Source organism: Streptomyces sp. NPDC050508 (genome assembly GCF_040655155.1).
Taxonomy (GTDB): Bacteria; Actinomycetota; Actinomycetes; order Streptomycetales; family Streptomycetaceae; genus Streptomyces.
The window spans coordinates 13,989-36,475 of the sequence record NZ_JBFAJJ010000022.1 but is presented as its reverse complement, the minus strand read 5'-3'; the positions used below and the strand labels follow the sequence as shown (position 1 = coordinate 36,475).

23 protein-coding genes are annotated in these 22,487 nt (G+C 69.2%); 10 read left to right on the top strand and 13 right to left on the bottom strand.

Features of this window, described 5'->3' with window-relative positions; translation table 11 throughout:
* Nucleotides 1-28: 28 nt before the first annotated feature.
* Nucleotides 29-649 carry a heme-copper oxidase subunit III gene (locus tag AB0I69_RS41350; RefSeq protein WP_019062389.1) on the bottom strand — a complete coding sequence of 207 codons (621 nt, stop codon included), beginning with the start codon at nucleotides 647-649 and terminating at the stop codon, nucleotides 29-31.
* Between the two features lie 178 nt (nucleotides 650-827).
* Between AB0I69_RS41350 and AB0I69_RS41345 the strand changes: the two genes are divergently transcribed.
* On the top strand, nucleotides 828-1,229 hold the full coding sequence (locus tag AB0I69_RS41345; RefSeq protein ID WP_363100948.1) for a hypothetical protein: 402 nt from the start codon (nucleotides 828-830) through the stop codon (nucleotides 1,227-1,229).
* A 77-nt stretch (nucleotides 1,230-1,306) separates the two neighbouring features.
* On the opposite strand, the gene AB0I69_RS41340 is transcribed toward AB0I69_RS41345, so the two are convergent.
* The 4 genes from AB0I69_RS41340 to coxB form a co-directional block, all read right to left on the bottom strand.
* Complete coding sequence (locus AB0I69_RS41340; RefSeq protein ID WP_363100947.1) at nucleotides 1,307-2,572, bottom strand: Ig-like domain-containing protein; 1,266 nt, start codon at nucleotides 2,570-2,572, stop codon at nucleotides 1,307-1,309.
* Nucleotides 2,573-2,702: 130 nt separating this feature from the next.
* Nucleotides 2,703-3,101 (bottom strand): cytochrome c oxidase subunit 4, encoded by a 399-nt coding sequence (locus AB0I69_RS41335; protein ID WP_363100946.1) that lies wholly within the window; start codon nucleotides 3,099-3,101, stop codon nucleotides 2,703-2,705.
* The gene (ctaD, locus tag AB0I69_RS41330) at nucleotides 3,098-4,834 is read right to left on the bottom strand and encodes a cytochrome c oxidase subunit I (protein ID WP_363100945.1); all 1,737 of its coding nucleotides are present in this window, start codon (nucleotides 4,832-4,834) and stop codon (nucleotides 3,098-3,100) included. The genes AB0I69_RS41335 and ctaD overlap by 4 nt, the downstream gene beginning before the upstream one ends.
* Nucleotides 4,831-5,790, bottom strand: a complete 960-nt coding sequence (coxB, locus tag AB0I69_RS41325; protein WP_363100944.1) for a cytochrome c oxidase subunit II — start codon at nucleotides 5,788-5,790, stop codon at nucleotides 4,831-4,833. Before coxB ends, ctaD begins: the two co-directional genes overlap by 4 nt.
* A 287-nt stretch (nucleotides 5,791-6,077) precedes the next feature.
* On the opposite strand from coxB, the gene AB0I69_RS41320 reads away from it, so the two are divergent.
* Nucleotides 6,078-7,460: an aminotransferase class V-fold PLP-dependent enzyme gene (locus AB0I69_RS41320; protein ID WP_363100943.1), complete on the top strand. Its 1,383-nt coding sequence runs from the start codon at nucleotides 6,078-6,080 to the stop codon at nucleotides 7,458-7,460.
* Nucleotides 7,461-7,519: 59 nt separating this feature from the next.
* Here AB0I69_RS41320 and AB0I69_RS41315 read toward each other — a convergent pair whose 3' ends face one another.
* On the bottom strand, nucleotides 7,520-8,494 hold the full coding sequence (locus tag AB0I69_RS41315; protein ID WP_363100942.1) for a carbohydrate kinase family protein: 975 nt from the start codon (nucleotides 8,492-8,494) through the stop codon (nucleotides 7,520-7,522).
* 131 nt (nucleotides 8,495-8,625) lie between these two features.
* Here AB0I69_RS41315 and AB0I69_RS41310 point away from each other — a divergent pair, with 131 nt between their 5' ends.
* Nucleotides 8,626-8,847: a hypothetical protein gene (locus AB0I69_RS41310; RefSeq protein ID WP_363100941.1), complete on the top strand. Its 222-nt coding sequence runs from the start codon at nucleotides 8,626-8,628 to the stop codon at nucleotides 8,845-8,847.
* Between the two features lie 186 nt (nucleotides 8,848-9,033).
* Nucleotides 9,034-10,989, top strand: coding sequence for a hypothetical protein (locus AB0I69_RS41305; RefSeq protein WP_363100940.1), 1,956 nt, complete (start codon nucleotides 9,034-9,036; stop codon nucleotides 10,987-10,989).
* 80 nt (nucleotides 10,990-11,069) lie between these two features.
* Here AB0I69_RS41305 and AB0I69_RS41300 read toward each other — a convergent pair whose 3' ends face one another.
* Nucleotides 11,070-11,426: an iron-sulfur cluster assembly accessory protein gene (locus tag AB0I69_RS41300; protein ID WP_093827773.1), complete on the bottom strand. Its 357-nt coding sequence runs from the start codon at nucleotides 11,424-11,426 to the stop codon at nucleotides 11,070-11,072.
* Between the two features lie 299 nt (nucleotides 11,427-11,725).
* Here AB0I69_RS41300 and nadA point away from each other — a divergent pair, with 299 nt between their 5' ends.
* The gene (gene nadA, locus AB0I69_RS41295) at nucleotides 11,726-12,910 is read left to right on the top strand and encodes a quinolinate synthase NadA (RefSeq protein ID WP_363100939.1); all 1,185 of its coding nucleotides are present in this window, start codon (nucleotides 11,726-11,728) and stop codon (nucleotides 12,908-12,910) included.
* 10 nt (nucleotides 12,911-12,920) lie between these two features.
* Here nadA and AB0I69_RS41290 read toward each other — a convergent pair whose 3' ends face one another.
* The 4 genes from AB0I69_RS41290 to AB0I69_RS41275 all read right to left on the bottom strand — a co-directional run bounded on the left by AB0I69_RS41290 (nucleotide 12,921) and on the right by AB0I69_RS41275 (nucleotide 16,118).
* Nucleotides 12,921-13,604, bottom strand: a complete 684-nt coding sequence (locus tag AB0I69_RS41290) for a response regulator transcription factor (protein ID WP_033284156.1) — start codon at nucleotides 13,602-13,604, stop codon at nucleotides 12,921-12,923.
* Nucleotides 13,601-14,821, bottom strand: a complete 1,221-nt coding sequence (locus AB0I69_RS41285) for a sensor histidine kinase (RefSeq protein ID WP_363100938.1) — start codon at nucleotides 14,819-14,821, stop codon at nucleotides 13,601-13,603. The genes AB0I69_RS41290 and AB0I69_RS41285 overlap by 4 nt, the downstream gene beginning before the upstream one ends.
* Before the next feature lie 201 nt (nucleotides 14,822-15,022).
* Complete coding sequence (locus AB0I69_RS41280) at nucleotides 15,023-15,301, bottom strand: hypothetical protein (RefSeq protein WP_363100937.1); 279 nt, start codon at nucleotides 15,299-15,301, stop codon at nucleotides 15,023-15,025.
* A 22-nt stretch (nucleotides 15,302-15,323) separates the two neighbouring features.
* Nucleotides 15,324-16,118: a PspA/IM30 family protein gene (locus AB0I69_RS41275; protein ID WP_363100936.1), complete on the bottom strand. Its 795-nt coding sequence runs from the start codon at nucleotides 16,116-16,118 to the stop codon at nucleotides 15,324-15,326.
* Between the two features lie 237 nt (nucleotides 16,119-16,355).
* Between AB0I69_RS41275 and AB0I69_RS41270 the strand changes: the two genes are divergently transcribed.
* The 3 genes from AB0I69_RS41270 to AB0I69_RS41260 all read left to right on the top strand — a co-directional run bounded on the left by AB0I69_RS41270 (nucleotide 16,356) and on the right by AB0I69_RS41260 (nucleotide 18,952).
* Nucleotides 16,356-16,997, top strand: coding sequence for a DUF3043 domain-containing protein (locus AB0I69_RS41270; RefSeq protein WP_363101026.1), 642 nt, complete (start codon nucleotides 16,356-16,358; stop codon nucleotides 16,995-16,997).
* A gap of 83 nt (nucleotides 16,998-17,080) precedes the next feature.
* On the top strand, nucleotides 17,081-17,782 hold the full coding sequence (locus AB0I69_RS41265) for a methyltransferase domain-containing protein (protein ID WP_363101025.1): 702 nt from the start codon (nucleotides 17,081-17,083) through the stop codon (nucleotides 17,780-17,782).
* 78 nt (nucleotides 17,783-17,860) lie between these two features.
* Nucleotides 17,861-18,952, top strand: coding sequence for a trypsin-like peptidase domain-containing protein (locus tag AB0I69_RS41260; protein ID WP_363100935.1), 1,092 nt, complete (start codon nucleotides 17,861-17,863; stop codon nucleotides 18,950-18,952).
* A 70-nt stretch (nucleotides 18,953-19,022) separates the two neighbouring features.
* Here the strand turns inward: AB0I69_RS41260 and AB0I69_RS41255 are convergent, their stop codons facing one another.
* Entirely contained in the window at nucleotides 19,023-19,235 is a 213-nt protein-coding gene (locus AB0I69_RS41255; RefSeq protein ID WP_363100934.1) for a hypothetical protein, read from the bottom strand.
* Between the two features lie 234 nt (nucleotides 19,236-19,469).
* Here AB0I69_RS41255 and AB0I69_RS41250 point away from each other — a divergent pair, with 234 nt between their 5' ends.
* Nucleotides 19,470-20,672: a bifunctional adenosylcobinamide kinase/adenosylcobinamide-phosphate guanylyltransferase gene (locus tag AB0I69_RS41250; protein WP_363100933.1), complete on the top strand. Its 1,203-nt coding sequence runs from the start codon at nucleotides 19,470-19,472 to the stop codon at nucleotides 20,670-20,672.
* Here AB0I69_RS41250 and AB0I69_RS41245 read toward each other — a convergent pair.
* Complete coding sequence (locus AB0I69_RS41245) at nucleotides 20,669-21,190, bottom strand: methyltransferase domain-containing protein (protein WP_363100932.1); 522 nt, start codon at nucleotides 21,188-21,190, stop codon at nucleotides 20,669-20,671. The genes AB0I69_RS41250 and AB0I69_RS41245 overlap by 4 nt on opposite strands.
* A 138-nt stretch (nucleotides 21,191-21,328) precedes the next feature.
* Between AB0I69_RS41245 and cobT the strand changes: the two genes are divergently transcribed.
* Complete coding sequence (gene cobT, locus AB0I69_RS41240) at nucleotides 21,329-22,456, top strand: nicotinate-nucleotide--dimethylbenzimidazole phosphoribosyltransferase (protein ID WP_363100931.1); 1,128 nt, start codon at nucleotides 21,329-21,331, stop codon at nucleotides 22,454-22,456.
* Nucleotides 22,457-22,487: the final 31 nt, after the last annotated feature.

Below are 22,487 nucleotides of genomic sequence, written 5' to 3'. Positions count from 1 at the left end.
TCTTGGGCGCGCGCGGGATCGGGCCCGACTACTTGATCAAGTAGATCGTGGCGAAGAGGCCGATCCAGACGACATCGACGAAGTGCCAGTAGTAGGACACGACGATGGCCGCGGTCGCCTGTTCGTGGGTGAACCTCTTCGCCGCGTAGGTGCGGCCGAGGACGAACAGGAAGGCGATGAGGCCGCCCGTCACGTGCATGCCGTGGAAACCGGTGGTCAGGTAGAACACCGAGCCGTACGGGTCGGAGGACAGCGAGATGCCGTCCTTCTTCACCAGCTCCGTGTACTCGAAGATCTGACCGCCGATGAAGATCGCACCCATCACGAACGTGATGATGAACCAGCCCCTGAGCTTCTTCACGTCCCCGCGCTCGGCGGCGAAGACGCCGAGCTGGCAGGTGAGGGAGGAGAGCACCAGGATCGTGGTGTTGGTCGCGGAGAACGGAATGTTGAGATGGCTCGCCATCTCCTTCCAGTGATCCGGACCTGTCACCGATCGCAGGGTGAAGTACATCGCGAAGAGGGCCGCGAAGAACATCAGCTCGGAACTCAGCCAGATGATGGTTCCGACGCTGGTGAGGTTCGGCCGGTTGACCGACGGGTGCGCGTGCCCGGTTTCTACTGTCGTTGCTGTCGCCACGACCGACATTATGTCGGTCGCTTATCCCGCCCTCACTCCGGGGGGTGCCGTTCGGAGTGTTCGCAGCGTGTGTACTGCCCGTATGGCCCATCGCAGGGGTGTTCCAACAGGTGTTGACGGGGTGTTCAAAGGAGTAGCATCCGCCGCACCGGTACCCGAGGTTCCCGACCAACGACGCGGAGGAACAATGCAGCCGACTGCCACGGTGCTCGTCTACAGCGACGACTCCAACACCCGCGAGCAGGTGCGGTTGGCCACCGGCAAGCGGCCGGCTCCGGACGCGCCGTTGGTCGAGTTCCTGGAGTGCGCCACGCCTGCGGCGGTTCTGAAGGAACTGGACCGGGGTGGGATCGATGTCTGTGTGTTCGACGGGGAGTCCTCGCCGATGGGGGGCATGGGGTTGTGCCGCCAGGTGAAGGACGAGGTCTTCAACTGCCCGCCGGTGCTTGTGCTCATCGGGCGACCCCAGGACGCGTGGTTGGCTACGTGGAGCCGCGCTGAGGCCGCTGTGACCCTTCCGGTGGATCCCGTTGAGTTCGCGGCCTCTCTTGCCTCTCTGCTGCGTGAGAAGCGGGCCTTGAGCGCCTAGTGGGGTGGGGCGCTGGGTTCTTGGCGACTGCGGGCCCGTTGTAGCTGGTCGCGCAGTTCCCCGCGCCCCTGGGTGGGTCACACTGACTCGGGACGGAGCCGTGCCGCGTCCTCCGGGCTGGGACCATCCGGGGTTCCGCCCACCAGCGCGCTGCCGCCTCGCCACTTCTTCCAGCCGAGGTTCCAGTCGCCGAAGCCGTTGCCGAAGGGTTCCATGTCGTCGCCGTTCGAGTTGACGACCTTGACGACGTCGCCCTCGTGGATGGTGTCGAAGAACCACTCCGCATTGCTGGTGCTCATGCCGGTGCAGCCGTGGCTGACGTTCTCGGAGCCCTGGGAGCCCACGGACCAGGGGGCGGCGTGGACGTACTCGCCGCTCCAGGTGACGCGGGTCGCGTAGTACACGGGGAGGTCGTACGAGTCCGAGGAGCCCTCGGAGATGCCGACGGTGGTACCGCGCATCCGTACGAAGTACTCCTTGCCCAGTACGACCTTGACGCCGTTTCGGGTCTCGAAGCCGGGCTTGCCGGTGGTGACGGGGATCTCGTTGATCTCCTCGCCGTTCTTGTAGACCGTCATCTCGTGGGACGCGGCGTCCGTCACGGCGATGATCTTGTCGCCCGTGGTGAGCTTGAGGCCCTTTGAACTGCCGCCCCACAGGCGGTCGCTGATCTTCACGCCGTCGAGGTTGCTGTGCACCTGGATGGTGGCGTGGGCGGGCCAGTACTCCTTGGGGCGGTAGTGGAGTTCCTTGTCGTCCACCCAGTGCCAGGCGCCCTCCACGGCGGGCACGGAGTCCACCCTGAGGGCGCGTTCCACGACGGCCCGCTGCGCCTTGTCCTTGACGGGCATGTTCAGCTCGGCGGTGACCGGCTGGCCGACGCCGTACGTGCCCGCGTCCGGACCGAACTTCACCGTCAGGCTCTTCTTGGTGGTCGGCTTGCTGGTGTCGAAGGTGAGGACCTTGCGGCCGGGGGCGCCGTCCTCGTCCTCCGTGCTCACCCGCACCGTGTAGCGGGCGTTGGCGGCCAGCGGGGAGGTGCTGTGCCAGCGAGTGCCGTCGGCGGCGAGTTCGCCCGTGACGTAGCGTCCCGTGGCGTCCATGGCGGTGACGTCCGTGATGCGCCCGTCGTCACCGGAGGCGGTGACCACCAGGGGCTTGTCGGGGTCGGCCTTCTTGCCGTTGCCGGACGGGCCGTTGAAGGAGATCTGCCCCGCCGCGTCGTACGGCTTGGCCGACAGCGGGTTGCCGCCGTCGGACCCGCAGGCGGTGACGCCCGCGCCGAGGGCGATCACCAGCAGGGTGCAGCCGACGACGGTGCGGGTGCGCGGAGAGTGGTTCATGGGGTCACGCTATGAAGCTTCGTCAGCCGCGGCGCGGTGGGTCACTCGGACGAGGGACCGGCACTGCGGCAAAAGCACGAGCCCGGACCCTCCTGACGGAGTGTCCGGGCTCGTGGGCGTTCGGCGCGTGCTACTGGGTGCGGTTCTCACCGCGGTAGTACTCGAAGACCCAGCCGAACAGGCCGAGCATGATGAGCGGCGCCGAGAAGTACAGCAGCCACCAGCCGATGGCCACACCGAGGAAGGCCAGCGCGCCACCGATGCCGAGGGCGAGGGGCTGCCAGCTGTGCGGGCTGAAGAAGCCCACCTCGCCGGCCTCGTCCGCGACGTCGGCCTCCTTGTTGTCCTGCGCCAGCGTGTCGATCCGCCGGGCGGTGAAGCCCAGGTAGAAGCCGACCATGATGCACAGGCCGAAGGCCATGAAGAGGGCCGTGGTACCGGCCGCCTCCTTGGACCACACGCCGTAGACGATCGCCGTGGCGAGCACGAAGACGGCCAGCCACATGAACATCCTGCCCTGGACCTTCACTTGCCCGCCTCCTTGCCGCCAGTGAGGGCCTTGTCGCCGTGGTGCGCGTTCTCAAGCTGGTCGAGAGCGGCGATCTCGGGGTGGTGCAGGTCGAACGCCGGGGATTCGCTGCGGATCCGCGGCAGGGTGAGGAAGTTGTGCCGCGGCGGCGGGCAGGACGTCGCCCATTCGAGCGAACGGCCGTAGCCCCACGGGTCGTCGACCTCGACCTTCTTGCCGTACTTGGCCGTCTTCCACACGTTGTAGAGGAACGGCAGGATCGACAGGCCGAGCAGGAAGGAGCTGATCGTCGAGATCGTGTTCAGGGCGGTGAAGCCGTCGGCCGCGAGGTAGTCCGCGTAACGACGGGGCATGCCCTCGGCACCCAGCCAGTGCTGGACCAGGAAGGTGCCGTGGAAGCCGATGAACAGCGTCCAGAAGGTGATCTTGCCGAGGCGTTCGTCGAGCATCTTGCCGGTCATCTTCGGCCACCAGAAGTGGAAGCCGGAGAACATCGCGAACACGACGGTGCCGAACACCACGTAGTGGAAGTGCGCCACCACGAAGTACGAGTCCGAGACGTGGAAGTCCATCGGCGGCGAGGCCAGGATGACACCGGTCAGACCACCGAAGGTGAAGGTGATCAGGAAGCCGGTGGCCCAGAGCATCGGGGTCTCGAAGGACAAGGACCCCTTCCACATGGTTCCGATCCAGTTGAAGAACTTCACGCCGGTCGGTACGGCGATGAGGAACGTCATGAAGGAGAAGAACGGGAGGAGGACTCCGCCGGTGACGTACATGTGGTGCGCCCACACGGTCACGGACAGGCCGGCGATGGAGATCGTGGCCGCGACCAGTCCCATGTAGCCGAACATCGGCTTGCGGGAGAAGACCGGGATGACCTCGGAGATGATGCCGAAGAACGGCAGGGCGATGATGTACACCTCTGGATGGCCGAAGAACCAGAAGAGGTGTTGCCACAGCAGTGCCCCGCCGTTTGAGGCGTCGAAGACATGTGCCCCGAACTTCCGATCCGCCTCCAGCGCGAACAGCGCGGCGGCGAGAACGGGGAAGGCCAGCAGGACCAGGACTGCGGTCAGCAGCACGTTCCAGCAGAAGATCGGCATGCGGAACATCGTCATGCCCGGTGCGCGCATGCAGATGATCGTGGTGATGAAGTTGACCGAGCCGAGGATCGTGCCGAAGCCGGAGAAGGCCAGACCCATGATCCACATGTCGCCGCCGATGCCCGGCGAATTGACCGCGCTCGACAGCGGCGAGTACGCGAACCAGCCGAAGTCGGCCGCGCCCTCCGGGGTGAGGAAACCGCCCACCGCGATGAGCGAGCCGAACAGGTAGAGCCAGTAGGCGAACATGTTCAGCCGCGGGAACGCCACGTCGGGCGCGCCGATCTGCAGCGGCATGATCCAGTTCGTGAAACCGGCGAACAGTGGCGTCGCGAACATCAGCAGCATGATCGTGCCGTGCATCGTGAACGCCTGGTTGAACTGCTCGTTCGACAGGATCTGCAGACCCGGCCGCGCCAGCTCGGCGCGCATCAGCAGCGCCATGACGCCGCCGATCAGGAAGAACGCGAACGACGTGACCAGATACAGCGTGCCGATCGTCTTGTGGTCCGTGGTGGTGAGCCACTTGATCACGACGTTACCGGGTTGCTTGCGCCTTACCGGCAGCTCGTCCGCGTAGTGGGACTCTGCTGCCGCGGCACCCTGAGGTTCGTTGAGGATGCTCACAGGTTGTTCGTCTCCCGGTTCTTCTCGTGGCTCGTCTGCGCGATGCCGGCGGGAATGTAACCGGTCTGCCCCTTCTTGGCGAGGTCCTTGAGGTGCTGCTGGTAACGCTCCGGCGAGACGACCTTCACGTTGAACAGCATCCGGGAGTGGTCGACGCCGCAGAGCTCGGCGCACTTGCCGAGGTAGGTGCCCTCCTTGTTGGGGGTCACCTGGAAGGAGTTGGTGTGGCCCGGGACGACGTCCATCTTCATCAGGAACGGCACCACCCAGAAGTCGTGGATGACGTCGCGTGAGGTGAGGACGAAGCGGACCGTCTCGCCCTTGGGGAGCCAGAGGGTCGGACCCGGATTGCCGGTCTGCGGGTTCTTCGTGGCGGGCGTACCGACGTCGTAGACTCCGCCGGCGTTCGCCGGGAACTCCTTCTTGAACCGGTCCGGAATGGCGGCCAGGTTCTTGTCGGTCGTCGCGTCGCCACTGACACCGTCGACGTTCTCGATGTAGTTGAAGCCCCAGCTCCACTGGAAGCCCACGACGTTGACCGTCACGTCGGGCTTCTTGTCGAGGCTCAGGAGCTTCGTCTCGTCGCGGGCGGTGAAGTAGAACAACACCGAGACGATGATGAGCGGAACAACCGTGTACAGCGCCTCGATGGGCATGTTGTACCGGGTCTGCGGGGGGATCTCGACCTTGGTGCGGCTGCGCCGGTGGAACATGACGCTCCACATGATCAGGCCCCACACCAGGATGCCGACGGCGAGCGCGGCGGCCCAGGACCCCTGCCAGAGGGAGAGGATCCGCGGACCCTCTTCCGTGGTCGGAGTGGGGAAACCAAGGCGAGGAAAGTCCTTGGATGTGCAACCGGTCGCGGTCGCCAGGACCAGGCCCGCAGTCATTGCCTGCAGCAGCTTCCGCCGCATCGGGCGCCGCGGCGAGCGGTCGGAGCCGTTGGGACTCACGTAGCGCCTTCCCGAGAGTCTCGCCCGCGCGGATTGGCTGCGGCCTGCCTTCACGCGGGTCGGTCGCCGCCCTGCGTCGGGCAGGGGTTTGGATGTTTATGCGGACCAAACCCTAGCCGACGCCCTCCGGGGGTTCGCGGGGAGGGTGGCATACGCGCCGGGGTTTACTCCGGGCGCCTAATAGCTCGGGGGTTGAGGTGGTTTGGGTGAGTGCGGGGTGCGTTGTGGTTGCTCGCGCAGTTCCCCGCGCCCCTGTCGAAAGCACAGGTCCGCTTTAACGTTGCTGTGTGTCCTACTTTGATGCTGCCTCTTCCGCTCCTCTCCATCCCGTCGCCCGGCAGGCCCTGTTGGCGTCTCTGGACGAGGGGTGGGCGGATCCTGCTCGGTTGTATCGGGAGGGACGTAAGGCCCGACTACTGCTGGACGCTGCCCGTGAGGCGGCCGCCGAGGCTGTCGGTTGCCGGGCCGACGAACTCGTCTTCACCTCCTCCGGGACCCGGGCCGTACACACGGGGATCGCGGGGGCGTTGGCGGGGCGGCGGCGCGTCGGACGTCACCTGATCGTGTCAGCGGTTGAACACTCTTCCGTGCTCCATTCGGCCGAGAGCCTGGCGGCGGAGGGTGGTTCGGTCACCGAGGTGCCCGTGGACCGGACGGGGGCGGTGCGCGCGGAGGCCTACGGCGAAGCCCTACGGCCGGACTCCGCGCTGGCCTGTCTCCAGTCGGCCAACCATGAGGTGGGGACGGAGCAGCCGGTCGCCGAGGTGGCCGAGGTGTGCCGGGCGGCCGGGGTGCCGTTGCTGGTCGACGCGGCGCAGTCGCTGGGCTGGGGACGGGTCGACGGCGCGTGGTCGCTGCTCACGGCCAGCGCGCACAAGTGGGGCGGGCCGGCCGGGGTCGGGCTGCTGGCGGTGCGCAAGGGCGTGCGGTTCGCGGCTCAAGGGCCCGTCGACGAGCGGGAGTCGGGGCGGGCCGCCGGCTTCGAGAACATTCCGGCCGTCGTGGCCGCGGCGGCTTCCCTGCGCGCGGTGCGTGCGGAGGCGGCCGAGGAGGCGGTACGGCTACGGGAGCTGACGGAGCGGATCCGCGTGCGGGTACCGCAGTTGGTGCCGGACGTGGACGTGGTCGGCGATCCGGCGCGGCGACTGCCCGGGATCGTCACCTTCTCCTGTCTCTATGTCGATGGAGAGACACTCCTGCACGAACTGGACCGCGCCGGTTTCTCCGTCTCGTCCGGATCGTCCTGCACGAGCAGCACGCTGACGCCCAGCCATGTGCTGAAGGCGATGGGGGTGCTGAGTGAGGGGAATGTGCGGGTGTCGTTGCCACCGGGGACGACGGAAGCGGACATCGAGCGGTTTCTCGCGGTGTTGCCGGGGGCGGTGGCGGGGGTGCGGGAGAAGTTGGGGGCGCCGACGCCGGCGCCCGTGACCGCCGTAGAAGAGGACTCCCTCGTCGTGGACGCCCTCGGGAAGCGGTGCCCGATTCCGGTGATCGAGCTGGCCAAGGTCATCGGGGATGTACCGGTGGGTGGCACGGTCAGGGTCCTGTCCGACGACGAGGCGGCACGGCTGGACATCCCGGCGTGGTGCGAAATGCGGGGCCAGGAGTACGTGGGTGAGGAGAGGGCACCCAAAGGCACGGCGTACCTGATCCGCCGGTTGACCTGAGCCACCTAAGGGGCGCGGGGAACTGCGCGACCAGCCCCCACGCGCCAGCAGACAACAACTCAGCCCAGATGCCCCTGGACCTCACCCGCCGCGTCATGCCCATACGCCTTGGTGAAGCGGTCCATGAAGTGCACCCGCCGCAACTGGTACTCCTGCGTACCCACCGTCTCGATGACAAGCGTCGCCAGCATGCAGCCGACCTGCGCCGCCCGCTCCAGGGAGACCCCCCACGCCAGCCCCGAGAGGAACCCCGCGCGGAACGCGTCGCCGACACCCGTGGGGTCGGCCTTGCGCTCCTCCTCCGCGCAGCCGACCTCGATCGGGTCCATGCCGACGCTCTCGATACGGACGCCGCGCGAGCCGAGCGTGGTGACGCGGTGGCCGACCTTGGAGAGGATCTCCTCGTCGCTCCAGCCCGTCTTGGACTCGATGAGGCCCTTCTCGTACTCGTTCGAGAAGAGGTACGCCGAACCGTCCAGCAGGATGCGGATGTCGTCGCCCTCCATGCGCGCGATCTGCTGGGAGAAGTCAGCGGCGAAGGGGATGGAACGGGTACGGCACTCCTCCGTGTGGCGGAGCATCGCCTCGGGGTCGTCCGCGCCGATCAGGACCAGGTCGAGGCCGCCCACGCGGTCGGCGACGGTCTTCAGCTCGATCTGGCGGGCCTCGCTCATGGCACCGGTGTAGAAGGAGCCGATCTGGTTGTGGTCGGAGTCGGTCGTGCACACGAAACGGGCGGTGTGCAGCGTCTCCGAGATACGGACCGAGTCGGTGTCCACGCCGTGGCGGTCGAGCCAGTCGCGGTACTCGGCGAAGTCGGAGCCGGCGGCGCCGACCAGGATCGGCTTGGTGCCGAGCTGGCCCATGCCGAAGGCGATGTTGGCGCCGACGCCGCCCCGGCGTACGTCGAGGTTGTCGACCAGGAAGGAGAGCGACACCGTGTGCAACTGGTCCGCGACCAGCTGGTCGGCGAAGCGGCCGGGGAAGGTCATGAGGTGGTCGGTGGCGATGGAGCCGGTGACTGCGATGCGCACGGCGAGGACTCTCCTGAGGGAGGCTGCGTTGACAGTTCACGCTACCCGGTCCGCGCGGCGGCTCTGAAGCGGCCAAAACTACCCGATAGTAGATCTTTCTTCGCGAGGTAAAGCGTGTCTACGGTGCCGCTATGACGAACCTCAAAGTCCATGCCCCCGTTCCGGTTCACCTCGAAGGTGAAGGTGAGGCCGATCTGGCGGCGCTGCGCGGCGACTGCGCCCGGATGGCTCCGCACTGGACGGTTCCCGACCGGATCGTTGCCCTTCCGGTGTCCCCGTCACTCATCCACGGCGTGTCCGTGCCCTCGAAGTCCGCGAGGCTGCTGGACGCGATGGGCGAGTACGGCGACTGAGCGGAAGCGGATGGGCTGAGCCGAGGTTCCGGCTCGATCGGCGCGCTCAGGGGAACCGTGCGCTCCCCCGCTGCGTCCCATCGCTGTCCCCCGTAAAGGGGATGCGGGATACGACCCTTCCGCCCGGCCCTTTGACAGGGTCGGGTCAGGGTCAAGGGACAGTTGCGCAGCCGAAGGAGCGATGCGGTGAACACCGAGCGACCCGACAACGACGACGCGTCCGGCGCCCCCGGGGACGTGCGGGGCGTGGGGGACGCCGCTGCAGCGAAGGGTGCCGTGACGGGGCCCGGGGTCGACGACACCAGGGCCGGCGGGGAAGTGGCTGAGGGCGGGGGGTCTCGCCTGGCGAAGGCGGCCGACGCTACGACGTCTGCTGCCGAGGGCGGGGACACGGAGGAGGACGCTGATCCCGAAAAGAGCGGTCGTGCGGCCTCCGGTGCCGGGACCGACCGTAAGGAAGAGGCCAGCTCCACGGCATCTGGCACGGCAGCCGGGCAGCCGGAAGAGACGACACCTGCCGCAACCGGCGCAGAAGCCCGCCGGGCGGACGAGAACGCCCCCGCTGCATCCGCCCTGGAAGAGGCGGGCGTCGCGGCATCCGATGTCGAAGCCGACGGGCCGGAAGGTACCGGTCCCGCGGCACCCGACGCCGACGACCTGCCCCTGGGCGACCACTCCCCCGAAACCGACGGCAGGCGCCCCTCTCGCTCCCGGTCGCCCCTGGTCGTCGCCTCCGTCGCCGCTGCCGTACTGCTGGTGGGGGGTGGCGGGGCGTATCTCGCGTCGTCCTCGTCCGCTTCCGGGGGTTCGGGTGAGGGGACGGGATCCGCGGCGTCCGGTGCGGACGGGACTCCCCCGCCGCTCGCGCTCGACGGGTACTCCTCGGGCGGTACGAACGGGATCGCGTCCGGTGAGCCGAATCCGTACGGCGAGACGTACCGGGCCGCGGGCACTCTGCCCGGTGGGCCGGACTCCGCGGCCGTCTACGCACCGCAGGGCGAGGTCGGCAAGGACGACGTGGCCCGGCTCGCGAAGGCGCTCGGTGTCGTGGGGACGCCGGTGGCCGAGGGGCAGGTCTGGCAGATCGGCGGGCAGGATGGCAGCGGGCCGAGTCTGCAGGTGAACAAGGCCGCGCCGGGCATGTGGACGTTCAACCGCTACGCACCCGGGACCGACAACTGCACCGGCGGCACCCTCAAGTGCACGCACGACCCCGCTTCCCCCGCGGGCGATCCGGTGAGCGTGGCCGTCGCGAAGAAGGCCGCCGCCCCGATCCTCAAGGCCGTCGGCCAGGACGACGCGAAGGTCGACGCGAGCCAGCTCATGGGCGTGCAGCGGGTCGTGAACGCCGATCCCGTCGTCGGCGGACTGCCGACCCACGGGTGGACCACCGGGCTGACCGTCAGCGCCCAGGGTGAAGTGGTCGGCGGGAGCGGGCAGTTGGCCGCGCCGGTGAAGGGTGACGTCTATCCGGTGCTGAGCGCGCGGAAGACGCTGGACCTGATGAACGCGGCGCCGAAGACCGATCACCGCATGGGCATCGGTGGCTGCGCCAGCGCCGTACCGCTGAAGGACCGGCTGGAGGCGCCGTGCGGGTCGTCGACCGGCATCTCCGCCACGCCGACGCAGGCGTCGACCACCGTCGAGCACGCGGTGTTCGGGCTCGCGGTGCACTCCGTGAACGGGAAGCAGACGCTGGTGCCGTCCTGGCTGTTCGAGACGCGGCAGCCGGGCGGGCAGGACAGCTTCACGGTGACGTACCCGGCGATCGATCCGAAGTACCTGACCTCGGCCACCACGCCCACACCCACACCCACGGCGAGTCCGTCGTCGACGTCGGCTCCGCGTGACGTCAAGGTGGACGGCTACACGGCCGACGGGAAGAGCCTCACCGTGGCCTTCACCGGCGGGGTGTGCGCCGACTACAAGACGTCGGCCGTGGAGGGTTCGGACAAGGTGACGGTCACGGTGACCGACACGCCCTGGCCGGACAAGGTCTGCATCATGATCGCCAAGTTCTACCACCAGACCGTGCAGTTGAAGGCGCCGCTCGGCGACCGGAAGGTCGTCGGTTCGGACGGCAAGGAGATCCCGGTGGAGAAGAAGGTGGAGGTGGGGGCAGGACCCTCACTGGCCCGGTAGCGACGGTAAAAGCCCGAAGGCGGCGGCCCTGTCGGAGGGGGCCGCCGCCTTCGTACTGCGTTTCGTACGGGGTTCAGTGATTAGCTGAACGAGTCGCCGCAGGCGCAGGAGCCCGTCGCGTTCGGGTTGTCGATCGTGAAGCCCTGCTTCTCGATGGTGTCGACGAAGTCGATGGAGGCGCCGCCCAGGTACGGAGCGCTCATACGGTCGGTGACGACCTTGACACCGCCGAAGTCCTTGACGACATCGCCGTCGAGGGAACGCTCGTCGAAGAAGAGCTGGTAGCGGAGGCCGGAGCAGCCGCCGGGCTGGACGGCGACGCGCAGGGCCAAATCCTCACGGCCTTCCTGGTCGAGCAGGGCCTTGACCTTCGCCGCGGCGGCGTCGGACAGGATGATGCCGTCGGTGACGGTGCTGGTCTCGTCCGATACGGACATCTACATCTCTCCCGGGTTGTACGGACACTGCTTGCCGACGAGTTCAACCGTCGGGGCCGGGGATTCATTCCGGACCGTGCCCGGTGTCTTTCCCTTGACCCCTCTCTCCATGCTCGCACACGCCCGCAAGGCCCCCCGCCGGGTGCGTACGCGGGTGCGTACCGGGATTGATGTCACATCGACGCTATGGGCATCGTCAAACTGACGTGAAGCAGTTATGATAGATAGCGTCAATTCGACGAAAAGGGCTGTCTTCCCATCGGGACAGCCCAGCCCGCAGAACAGAAAGGGTGCGTGTCGTGACCACCGCCCAGACCCAGGAGCTCGACGTACAGCCGACGCCCCTCGCCCTGCTCCTCCTCGGCCGTGAGGCCGACCCGAAGAGCGAGCGCGGCGTCGAGTGTCCCGGTGACCTGCCCTCGCCGTCCGACCCGGACCTGGTCGAGCGGGCCCGCGCGGCCAAGGAGAAGCTCGGCGACAAGGTCTTCGTGCTCGGCCACCACTACCAGCGCGACGAGGTCATCCAGTTCGCCGACGTCACGGGCGACTCCTTCAAGCTGGCTCGGGACGCGGCCGCGCGCCCGGAGGCCGAGTACATCGTGTTCTGCGGTGTGCACTTCATGGCGGAGTCCGCGGACATCCTGACCGGCGACGACCAGAAGGTCGTCCTGCCCGACCTCGCCGCCGGCTGCTCGATGGCGGACATGGCCACCGCCGAGCAGGTCGCCGAGTGCTGGGACGTGCTGACCGAGGCCGGCATAGCCGAGCAGGTCGTGCCCGTCTCGTACATGAACTCGTCCGCCGACATCAAGGCGTTCACGGGCAAGCACGGCGGCACGATCTGCACCTCGTCGAACGCCGAGCGGGCCCTTGAGTGGGCCTTCGAGCAGGGCGAGAAGGTCCTGTTCCTGCCCGACCAGCACCTGGGCCGCAACACCGCGGTCCGCGACCTCGGCCTGAGCCTCGACGACTGCGTCCTCTACAACCCGCACAAGCCCAACGGGGGCCTCAGCGTTGAGCAGTTGAGGGCCGCGAAGATGATCCTGTGGCGCGGCCACTGCTCGGTGCACGGCCGCTTCTCGCTGGAGTCGGTGGAGGACGTGCGGGCCCGGATCCCGGGTGTCAACGTCCTCGTCCACCCCGAGTGCAAGCACGAGGTCGTGTCCGCGGCGGACTACGTCGGGTCGACGGAGTACATCATCAAGGCACTTGAGGCAGCCCCGGCCGGTTCCAAGTGGGCCATCGGCACCGAGCTGAATCTCGTACGACGCCTCGCGAACCGTTTCGCGCCCGAGGGCAAGGAGATCGTCTTCCTCGACAAGACTGTCTGCTTCTGCTCGACGATGAACCGCATCGACCTCCCCCACCTGGTCTGGACCCTGGAGTCCCTCGCCGAGGGCAACCTGGTCAACCGCATCGAGGTGGACAAGGAGACGGAGGCGTTCGCCAAGCTGGCGCTGGAGCGGATGCTGGCGCTGCCGTAGGCCTGCCGGGTTATTCCACTCGCGGCCGGACCAGGCCCGACTCGTAGGCGATGACGACGAGTTGGGCCCGGTCGCGGGCGCCGAGTTTGGACATGGCGCGGTTGACGTGGGTCTTCACCGTCAGGGGGCTGACCTCCAGGCGTTCGGCGATCTCGTCGTTCGAGAGGCCGCCGGCGACCTGGACGAGGACCTCGCGCTCGCGCACGGTGAGGGCTTCGAGGCGTTCGGCGCGGGCGGGGTCGCGGTCGTCGTCCAGGTCGCCCTGGGCGAGGAAGCGGGCGATCAGGCCCTTGGTCGCGACCGGGGACAGGAGTGCCTCTCCGGCCGCCGCGACCCTGATCGCGCTGAGGAGTTCCTCCGGCTCCGAGCCCTTGCCCAGGAAGCCGGACGCGCCCGCGCGCAGGGACTGGACCACGTAGTCGTCGACCTCGAAGGTCGTCAGTATGACCACGCGGACGTGGGCGAGGGACGGGTCGGCGCTGATCATGCGGGTGGCGGCGAGGCCGTCCGTGCCGGGCATCCGGATGTCCATCAGCACGACGTCGGCCCGCTCCTCCTTCGCCAGCCGTACAGCCTGCGCGCCGTCCGAGGCCTCTCCTACGACCTCCATGTCGGGCTCGGAGTCGACGAGTACGCGGAAGGCGCTGCGCAGCAGGGCCTGGTCGTCGGCGAGCAGGACACGGATCGTCGTCATACGGGCTCCCCCGTGGCGCGTGGGCGGGTCTTGACCGGCAGGATCGCATGGACGCGGAAGCCGCCTCCGTACCGGGGACCGGTGGTGAGGGTGCCGCGCAGGGCGGTGACGCGCTCGCGCATGCCGAGCAGGCCGTGGCCGCCGCCGGAGTCGGGGTCCTGGTCCTCGCCGGAGCCGTTGTCGAGGACGGTGACCTCCACGTTCGGTCCCACACGTACGACGCTCACCTCGGCCTTCGCCTCCGTACCGGCGTGCTTCTGGACGTTGGTGAGGGCTTCCTGGATGACGCGGTAGGCGGCCAGGTCCACGGCGGCGGGGAGCGTCGTGCCGTTGTCGGCTCGGGCCACCTCGACGTGCAGGCCCGCGTTGCGGAAGGTGCCGGCGAGTTCTTCGAGGCGTTCGAGGCCGGGGGCCGGTTCGGTGGGGGCCTCGGGGTCGCCGGACTGGCGCAACAGGCCGACGGTGGCGCGGAGTTCGTTGAGCGCGGAGCGGCTGGCCTCGCGTACATGCGCGAGGGCTTCCTTGGCCTGGTCGGGCCGCTTGTCCATGACGTGGGCGGCGACTCCCGCCTGCACGTTGACCAGGGCGATGTGGTGGGCGACGACGTCGTGCAGGTCGCGGGCGATGCGCAGGCGCTCCTCGGCGACCCGGCGGCGGGCCTCCTCCTCGCGGGTGCGCTCGGCCCGTTCGGCGCGCTCGCGGATGGCGTGCACGAACTCCTTGCGGCTCCGTACGGCGTCACCGGCCGCGGCGGCCATGCCGGTCCAGGCGAAGATGCCGAGGTTCTCCTGGGCGTACCACGGGAGGGGGCCGCCGAGCATCGCGGCGCCGGTCAGCACGATCATCGTGAGCAGGCCCACGCGCCAGGTCGTCGAGCGGTCGGTGGTGACGGCGACGGTGAACAGGGCGACCACGGCACACATCGCGACCGGGGCGCGCGGGTCACTGGTGACGCTCTCGACGAGGGAGGCGGTGCCGGTGACGGCGAGGACCATCATGGGGGCGCGACGGCGGAAGACGAGCGCGGCGGCGCCGACCGCCATCAGGATCAGGCTGAGGGGGTCCGGGGTGCGGATGCCCCAGCTGACGCCGTGCCCTCCGTGCGGGTCCACGAACGACCCGGCGACCATGCACACGAGCACCGCGGCGGCGAGGGCCGCGTCCAGCGCGGAGGGGTGCGCCTTCGCTTGGCAGCGGGCTCGGTCGAGAGCACTCATTCTCGCAACGGTACGGCGTCCCTGCCGGGGGCGGAACGGGGGTCAGCTGTACGTTCCCTGTGCCTGTTCGGGGTGTTGTGGTGGGCGTAGCTGGGGGCTGCCGCCCCCAGACCCCCGCTTCGGCCCTGAACGGGCCTCGTCCTCAAACGCCGGACGGGCTGAGAATTGACCGGCGCTGAAAAGGAAACCGCGAAAAAGCTCTCAGCCCGGGATCAAGCCGTCGTCGCTCAACAGGTCCCGGACCTCCTCCAGGGTCGCGTCCGGGGACGGGAGGATCAGCTCGGACGGCTCCAGGGAGTCGTCCGGCAGAGGCTCGCCCAGTTCGCGGACCTTTGCCAGGAGTGCCTGGAGGGTCTGGCGGAAGGCGGGGCCGTCGCCGTTCTGGACCTCCGTCAGGAGTACGTCGTCCAACTTGTTCAGCTCGGTGAGGTGGCCGTCGGCCAGCCTCACCTGCCCCTCCCCCATGATCCGTACGATCATGTCGCCCTCCTCAGGCGTGGGCCTACTGCTTGTCGAAGCGCGGAGTGTCCTGCGGCTGCTGGGGCTGCGCCTTGTCGGTGCCGCCCTCGATCGCCTGCTGCTGAGCGGACGAACCGCCGGCCAGCTCCGCCTTCATGCGCTGGAGTTCCAGCTCTACATCCGTACCACCGGACAGGCGTTCCAGCTCGGCCTGGATGTCGTCCTTGGCCATGCCGGTCGGGTCGTCGAGGGCACCGGAGGCGAGCAGTTCGTCGATGGCGCCGGCGCGGGCCTGGAGCTGCTGGGTCTTGTCCTCGGCGCGCTGGATGGCAAGCCCGACATCGCCCATCTCCTCGGAGATGCCGCTGAACGCCTCGCCGATCCGGGTCTGTGCCTGGGCCGCGGTGTACGTGGCCTTGATGGTCTCCTTCTTCGTGCGGAAGGCGTCCACCTTGGCCTGGAGGCGCTGGGCCGCGAGGGTGAGCTTCTCCTCCTCGCCCTGGAGAGTGGTGTGCTGCGTCTCCAGGTCCGTCACCTGCTGCTGGAGCGCGGCGCGGCGCGAGAGCGCCTCGCGGGCCAGGTCCTCACGGCCGAGGGCGAGCGCCTTGCGGCCCTGGTCCTCCAGCTTCGAGGACTGCGACTGCAGCTGGTTGAGCTGGAGCTCCAGACGCTTGCGTGACGTGGCGACGTCGGCCACACCACGGCGCACCTTCTGAAGCAGCTCCAGCTGCTTCTGGTACGAGTAATCGAGGGTTTCGCGCGGGTCCTCGGCCCGGTCAAGGGCCTTGTTCGCCTTCGCGCGGAAGATCATCCCCATACGCTTCATGACACCGCTCATGGGCTTCGCGCGCCCCCTTCTGACGGACTCCAGCTCCAGCGACTGCAACAAAACCCACAGTACGGGCCCTGCATCCATTACCGCACTGTTCGGGGACGGATGCGCTCATCCCCAAGGACGACTGACCCCGGTTCTGCTCCGGCGTAAGGAGTAGGTGCTCCCCTGGCAGAACCCGTCCCTGACGTCCTTCTCTGTCCCCTACAGACGACTGGTGTTGCCGGATCGTTCCCCACCGGACTGGGGTCCAACCCCTTCCACCCCTTACCCTTGGGTTTTGTGTTCCGAAGCCGTTCCAAGGAAGAGAAGGCAGCCTCCACCGACAAGGTGTCGCTGACCGACTCCACGCAGCCCCGAGACCCTCAGGCCCCGAAGGGTCGGCCCACGCCCAAGCGCAGTGAGTCACAGACTCAGCGCCGCAGCGTCGCCAACACTTCGATGACGCGGAAGGACGCCTCCAAGCGTCAGCGCGACGAGCGGCGGGTCCAGATGGACAAGCAGCGCCAGGCGCTGGCCGGCCGCGGTAACGAGCGGGATCTGCCCGCCCGCGACCGAGGCCCGGTCCGCAAGTACGCCCGCGACTACGTGGACGCGCGCTTCAACGTCGCCGAGTTCTTCCTCCCGCTGGCCGTGGTGATCCTCGTGCTCAGCGTGGTGCAGGTGCCCGCGCTGCAGAACATCGCGCTGCTGCTGTGGCTCGTGGTGATCGTCCTGATCCTGGTCGACTCGTTCTGGAACGTGTTCCGGCTGCGCAAGCAGCTCGCCGAGCGCTTCCCCGGCGAGAGCACGAAGGGCGCGGTGGCCTACGCGCTGATGCGTTCCCTACAGATGCGTCGACTCCGGCTGCCGAAGCCGCTGGTCAAGCGCGGAGAGCGGCCCTGAGCGCGGACTCCTTCTCCGGCGGCGCGGTGGATGCCTGGCTGGACAAGCTGGGCGGCCTGCGGGATGTCGTACGACAGGAGCTGGTGGCCCGGCAGCTCGACGAGCAGATAGTCGGCCGGTATCCCGTCGGGCAGCGGCTGCGGGTGCTCGACGTCGGGATGGGCCAGGGCACGCAGGCGCTGCGGCTGGCCCGGGCCGGGCACCAGGTGACCGGGCTCGAACAGGAGCCGAAGATGATCGCCGCGGCCCGTGAGGCGCTGTCGGGTGAGCCCGAGGGCATCCGGGAGCGGGTGCGCATCATCGAGGGCGACGGCCGGGACACGGGTGTGCACTTCCTGCCGGGCAGCTTCGACGTCGTGCTCTGTCACGGCGTCCTGATGTACGTGTCCGAGCCCGACCCGCTGCTCGCGGGGCTGGCGCGGATGCTGGCGCCGGGCGGCCTGCTGTCGCTGCTCGTACGGAACGCCGACGCGCTGGCGATGCGGCCCGGGCTGTCCTGGGACTGGGCGGCCACGGCGACCGCGTTCGACTCGACGGCGTACCGCAACCGGCTGGGCCTCGATGTGCGGGCGGACCGGCTGAGCACCCTGACGGCGACGCTGGCGGGGATCGGGGCGCCGCTGCAGTCCTGGTACGGCGTGCGGGTCTTCACCGACACGGCTCCGGAAGGTGCCGAGATCCCGGCGGACGTCGCGTCGCTGCTGGCCGCCGAGGAGCGGGCCGGGCGGACGGATCCGTATCGCTCGGTGGCCGCGCTGCTGCATCTGTGCGGCGTGCGGGGCTGAGCGCGCGCCCCTCCCCCTAGGGGCCCGTTCGGGTCAGCAGCACAAGCCTGACATTCACCCCAAAGAGACACTCGGCGTGTGGACTTTCCCCGTACCCATACCCGTACCCGTGCCCTGCGGCCGGTCGCTCTTCTCGCCGGTCTCGCCTGTTCGCTCGCGCTGGTCACCGGATGTTCCGACTCCGGGTCCGCGTCGAAGAAGGACACCTCGACCGCACAGGCCGCGCAGGCCGCCGTGCCGATGTCGAGCGACGACCTGCAGAGCGACTACCAGAAGGTGATCAAGGAGGTCCTGCCGTCGGTCGTGCAGATCCAGGCCAGCAATGATCTGGGATCGGGGGTCGTGTACGACGACCAGGGGCACATCGTCACCAACGCGCACGTCGTCGGGAACGAGAAGACCTTCAAGGTGACCACCGCGAACAGCGAGGACGTGCTCACCGCCAAGCTCGTCTACTCGTATCCCGCGCAGGACCTGGCCGTCGTCAAGCTGGACAAGGTGCCGGACGGGCTGAAGGCAGCGACGTTCGCCGACTCGTCCAAGGTCGAGGTGGGGCAGATCGTCCTCGCCATGGGCTCGCCGCTGGGACTGTCGTCCAGCGTGACGCAGGGCATCGTGTCGGCGACCGGACGGACCGTCAGCGAGGGCAGTACCGGGGGCGGTACGGGCGCGACGATCGCCAACATGGTGCAGACCTCGGCCGCGATCAACCCCGGCAACAGCGGGGGCGCGCTGGTGAATCTGGACGGGCAGGTCATCGGTATCCCGACCCTTGCCGCCACCGATCCCGACCTCGGGGGCAGCGCGGCGCCGGGGATCGGGTTCGCGATTCCCTCCTCGATGGTGAAGACGGTCGCCGACCAGATCGTCAAGGACGGCAAGGTCACCGACTCGGGGCGGGCGGCCCTCGGCATCACCGGACGTACGGTCGTCGACGCCGGTTACCAGGCCGCCGGGGTGGCCGTGGTCGCGGTGAAGAGCGGCGGGGCCGCCGACAAGGCCGGCATCGAGGCCGGCGACATCGTCACCAAGCTCGGCGACACGGGCATCACCACGATCACCTCACTGTCGGAGGCCCTCGCCGCCGACAAGCCGGGGCAGAAGACGACGGTGACGTACACGCGGAACGGGGCGTCCAAGAAGGTCGACGTGACGCTGGGCGAGCAGTAGCCCTCCGGGGAACGAGGTGGGGGCGGCCGGTGTTTCTCCGGCCGCCCCCCTCGCTCTGAGCTACGACGGGTTACGCGTCCTCGGCGTGCAGGCTCATCGGACCGTAGATCTGTGTGCCGTCCTCGAAGAGGAACACCTGGTCCGCGCCGCCGGCGACGAGGTCCTTCCAGATCTCGCCGAGCCAGGACTCGGCGTCCCCCTGTGTGGTGAACTCCTCCGGCGTGACCGCGGGTTCGACCTCGGTCCCGTCGGACTTCTCGAACCGCCAGATCCATGCCGCCATGTACGCCTCCAAGGTCTCAGCGCATGCAGAGCAGAAGCCGGATCTTGGTCCGGCTTCTGCTGAGCAGCCTATTCGCTCCGCTGGGTTAGTGGGGGGTGAGCTGCGGATATTCGGTCGGGTGCGGGTCGGTGGGGGCTGGGCGCGCCCCGCGGCGGAGCCGCAAACGTCACAGCCCCGCGCCCCTAAGGGCGTCCAGGATGGGCATGTTCATCAGTGAGCGGTGAAAATCGGTTCGTGGAACTCACTCTGCTCGGCACCGGTGCCCCCGCTGGACTCCCCCGCCTCGACTGCCCCTGTGCGGCCTGTGCCGTTTCGCTCGGCGTGGATGCTCGGGCTGCTACCGCCGTGCTCGTTGACGGGACGTTGTTGCTCGATCTGACGCCCGGGGCCGCCTTTGCCGCGGCTCGGGCGGGGCACTCGCTCGGCGGTGTGCGGCAGGTGCTGTTGTCGCATCCGCATGACGGGCCCGCGGTGGAGGTGCCGGTGGGGCTGCCGCAGCCGGGGCGGGTGCCGGACGGGCGGGAGCTGGCGCTGTTGACGGGGCATCGGGTGCGGGCGGTGGCGATGGACGCGCCCGGTACGGGGTACGCCGTCACCGGGCCGGACGGGCAACGGGTGCTGTATCTGCCGCCGGGGGGCGCGCCGGCCGGGCTTGAGGAGGGGGCTGTCCCGTCGTACGACATGGTGCTCGCCGATGTCGTGGGGCGGCCGGATGCTCTTGCGAAGTTGCGGGCGGTGGGGGCTATGGGGCCCGCGACCGATGTCATCGCCGTACATCTGGATCACGATGTGGCGCCGGGGGCCGAGTTGGCGCGGCGGCTGGCTGCCGTGGGGGCGCGGGCCGTGCCGGACGGGACGACCTTGACCGTGGGGGTGTACGAGGACGTGCCCGATGTGCCGCGGCGGACGCTGGTGCTGGGCGGGGCGCGGTCGGGGAAGTCCGTGGAGGCCGAGCGGCGGCTGGAGGCGTTTCCCGATGTGCTGTATGTCGCGACCGGCGGCTCGCGCAACGGGGACACCGAGTGGGCCGCCCGCGTCTCCACGCACCGGGAGCGGCGGCCGGGGTCGTGGCGTACGGCGGAGACGTGCGACCTGGTGCCGTTGCTGGCGCAGGACGGGCCGCCGCTGCTCATCGACTGTCTGTCGCTGTGGCTGACGGACGCCATGGACTCCGTGGGGGCCTGGGACGACACGGAGTGGGGGGACGGCGGGGAGAAGCAACTCCGGGAGCGTGTACGGGAGTTGACCGCTGCTGTGCGTGCCACGCGGCGGACCCTGGTCGCCGTGTCCAACGAGGTGGGCTCGGGGATCGTGCCGGCGACCGCGTCCGGGCGGCGGTACCGGGACGAGCTGGGGCGGTTGAACGCGGCGGTCGCCGGTGAGTGCGAGCACGTGTTGTTGGTGGTCGCCGGGCAGGCGCTGGCCTTGCGCGGCTAGGGCTGTTGTTTGCTGCGGGCGATCAGGCGTCGCGGGGGCGGGAAGCGGTCCGGGACCCGGCGCGCTTCCGTGACGAACTCGCAGTCGTGGGGCTCCAGTTGGGCGCGCAGGTCGTCCGGTCGTCCTTCCATCAGGAGGAGGCCGCCGGGGCGCAGGACCGTGAGGGCGGCACGGAGTTCGGCTTCGGGGTCGGGGGCGGGTGAGCGGTCGCGGAGGAGGGTGACGACGTCGTAGCGGGCCTGGAGGGCGGTGGTGATGTGGGGGTCCGCGAGGTGGCCGGCGTAGGCCTCCTCGATGCGTTCGGCCGCGCGGGCCCGGACGGCTCGGGGGGTGGGGTCCAGGCCGTCGAAGGACGTGTACGGGAAGAGTTCCTTCGCCGTCGCGGGGAAGCGGGCGTCGCCCGTGCCGACGTCCAGCCAGCTCTCCGGTTCGGGGAGGAGCCTCAGGACCGCGCGGGCCACCGCCCGGTGACGGCGTCGCTCGTCGAGGGCGCTGACGCGGGTGCGCAGGCTGTTCATGGGCGACTCCCGGAGACGTACGACAATACGGTGCAAAACGATACGTACGGGATCCGGATCTTGAGGGCAAGGACGTCGGGGGCGCGTGGTGGCCATGTGGCTCTGTCAGGTTCGATCGCTGCCGGTACTGTTCGGCGAATGAGCTCGCTTAATCTCGACGACTTCACCGATCTGATCGAGCGCCCCGACGGCGGTGTGCGCCGTGACGCCGAGGCGCGGCGCGAACGTCAGATCGTGCCGCCCGGGTCGCTGGGCCGACTCGACGACCTGGGTGAGTGGTTGGCGGCGGCGCAGGGCGCCGTTCCGGTGCGGCCGGTCGAACGACCGCGTGTGGTGTTGTTCGCGGGCGACCACGGGATCGCCGAACTCGGCGTGTCCGCGCGCCCGGCGGGCACCGCCGACCAGTTGGTGCGGTCGGTGCTGGAGGGCGCGAGCCCGGCCGCGGTACTGGCCCGGCGGCTCGGCGTCCCGGTGCGGATCGTGGACATGGGCCTGGACTGCGAGCCGGACTCGCTGCCCGACGAGGTCGTGAAGCACCGCGTACGGCGGGGCAGCGGGCGGATCGACATCGAGGACGCGCTGACGCCGGAGGAGGCGGAGGCCGCATTCCTGGCCGGTGTCGCCGTCGCCGACGAGGAGGCCGACTCCGGTACGGATCTGGTGGTCCTCGGCGATGTGAGCGTCGGCGGTACGACACCAGCCTCGGTGCTGATCGCCGCGCTGTGCGGGACCGACGCGTCCGTGGTCACCGGGCGGGGCGGTCTCGCGATCGACGACCTGGCGTGGATGCGCAAGTGCGCGGCGATCCGGGACGCGCTGCGGCGGGCCCGGCCGGTGCTCGGGGACCAGTTGCAGCTCCTCGCGGCGGTGGGCGGCGCCGACCTCGCCGCGATGACCGGGTTCCTGCTGCAGAGTGCCGTACGGAAGCTGCCGGTGATCCTGGACGGGGTGGTGGCCGCCGCCTGTGCGCTGGTGGGTCAGCGGGTCGCGTTCCGGGCGCCGGACTGGTGGCTGGCCGGGCAGAACAGCGGGGAGCCGGGGCAGGCGAAGGCGCTGGACCGGATGGCCCTGGAGCCGCTGCTCGACCACGGCGTGACCGTCGGGGAGGGCGCGGGCGCGCTGCTCGCGCTGCCGCTGGTGCAGGCCGCGGCGGCGCTGGCGGCCGAACTCCCGCTCAAGCCGGAGGAGTCGACCGAGGAGCCCTCTGTCGAACCCGGGGAGCCGACGGAGTCCGTCGAGCCGGAAGAGGCCGAGAAGCCCGAGTGACGTCGGCGGGAACGGGTGGGGACGGGTTGCG

What these genes read in the sequence shown, in the direction of transcription:
- AB0I69_RS41350 (WP_019062389.1), bottom strand. Translation starts at nt 649, where the DNA reads ATGTCGGTCGTGGCGACAGCAACGACAGTAGAAACCGGGCACGCGCAC.
- AB0I69_RS41345 (WP_363100948.1), top strand. Translation starts at nt 828, where the DNA reads ATGCAGCCGACTGCCACGGTGCTCGTCTACAGCGACGACTCCAACACC.
- AB0I69_RS41340 (WP_363100947.1), bottom strand. Translation starts at nt 2,572, where the DNA reads ATGAACCACTCTCCGCGCACCCGCACCGTCGTCGGCTGCACCCTGCTG.
- AB0I69_RS41310 (WP_363100941.1), top strand. Translation starts at nt 8,626, where the DNA reads ATGACGAACCTCAAAGTCCATGCCCCCGTTCCGGTTCACCTCGAAGGT.
- AB0I69_RS41300 (WP_093827773.1), bottom strand. Translation starts at nt 11,426, where the DNA reads ATGTCCGTATCGGACGAGACCAGCACCGTCACCGACGGCATCATCCTG.
- AB0I69_RS41290 (WP_033284156.1), bottom strand. Translation starts at nt 13,604, where the DNA reads ATGACGACGATCCGTGTCCTGCTCGCCGACGACCAGGCCCTGCTGCGC.
- AB0I69_RS41285 (WP_363100938.1), bottom strand. Translation starts at nt 14,821, where the DNA reads ATGAGTGCTCTCGACCGAGCCCGCTGCCAAGCGAAGGCGCACCCCTCC.
- AB0I69_RS41280 (WP_363100937.1), bottom strand. Translation starts at nt 15,301, where the DNA reads ATGATCGTACGGATCATGGGGGAGGGGCAGGTGAGGCTGGCCGACGGC.
- AB0I69_RS41275 (WP_363100936.1), bottom strand. Translation starts at nt 16,118, where the DNA reads ATGAGCGGTGTCATGAAGCGTATGGGGATGATCTTCCGCGCGAAGGCG.
- AB0I69_RS41255 (WP_363100934.1), bottom strand. Translation starts at nt 19,235, where the DNA reads ATGGCGGCATGGATCTGGCGGTTCGAGAAGTCCGACGGGACCGAGGTC.
- AB0I69_RS41245 (WP_363100932.1), bottom strand. Translation starts at nt 21,190, where the DNA reads ATGAACAGCCTGCGCACCCGCGTCAGCGCCCTCGACGAGCGACGCCGT.
- cobT (WP_363100931.1), top strand. Translation starts at nt 21,329, where the DNA reads ATGAGCTCGCTTAATCTCGACGACTTCACCGATCTGATCGAGCGCCCC.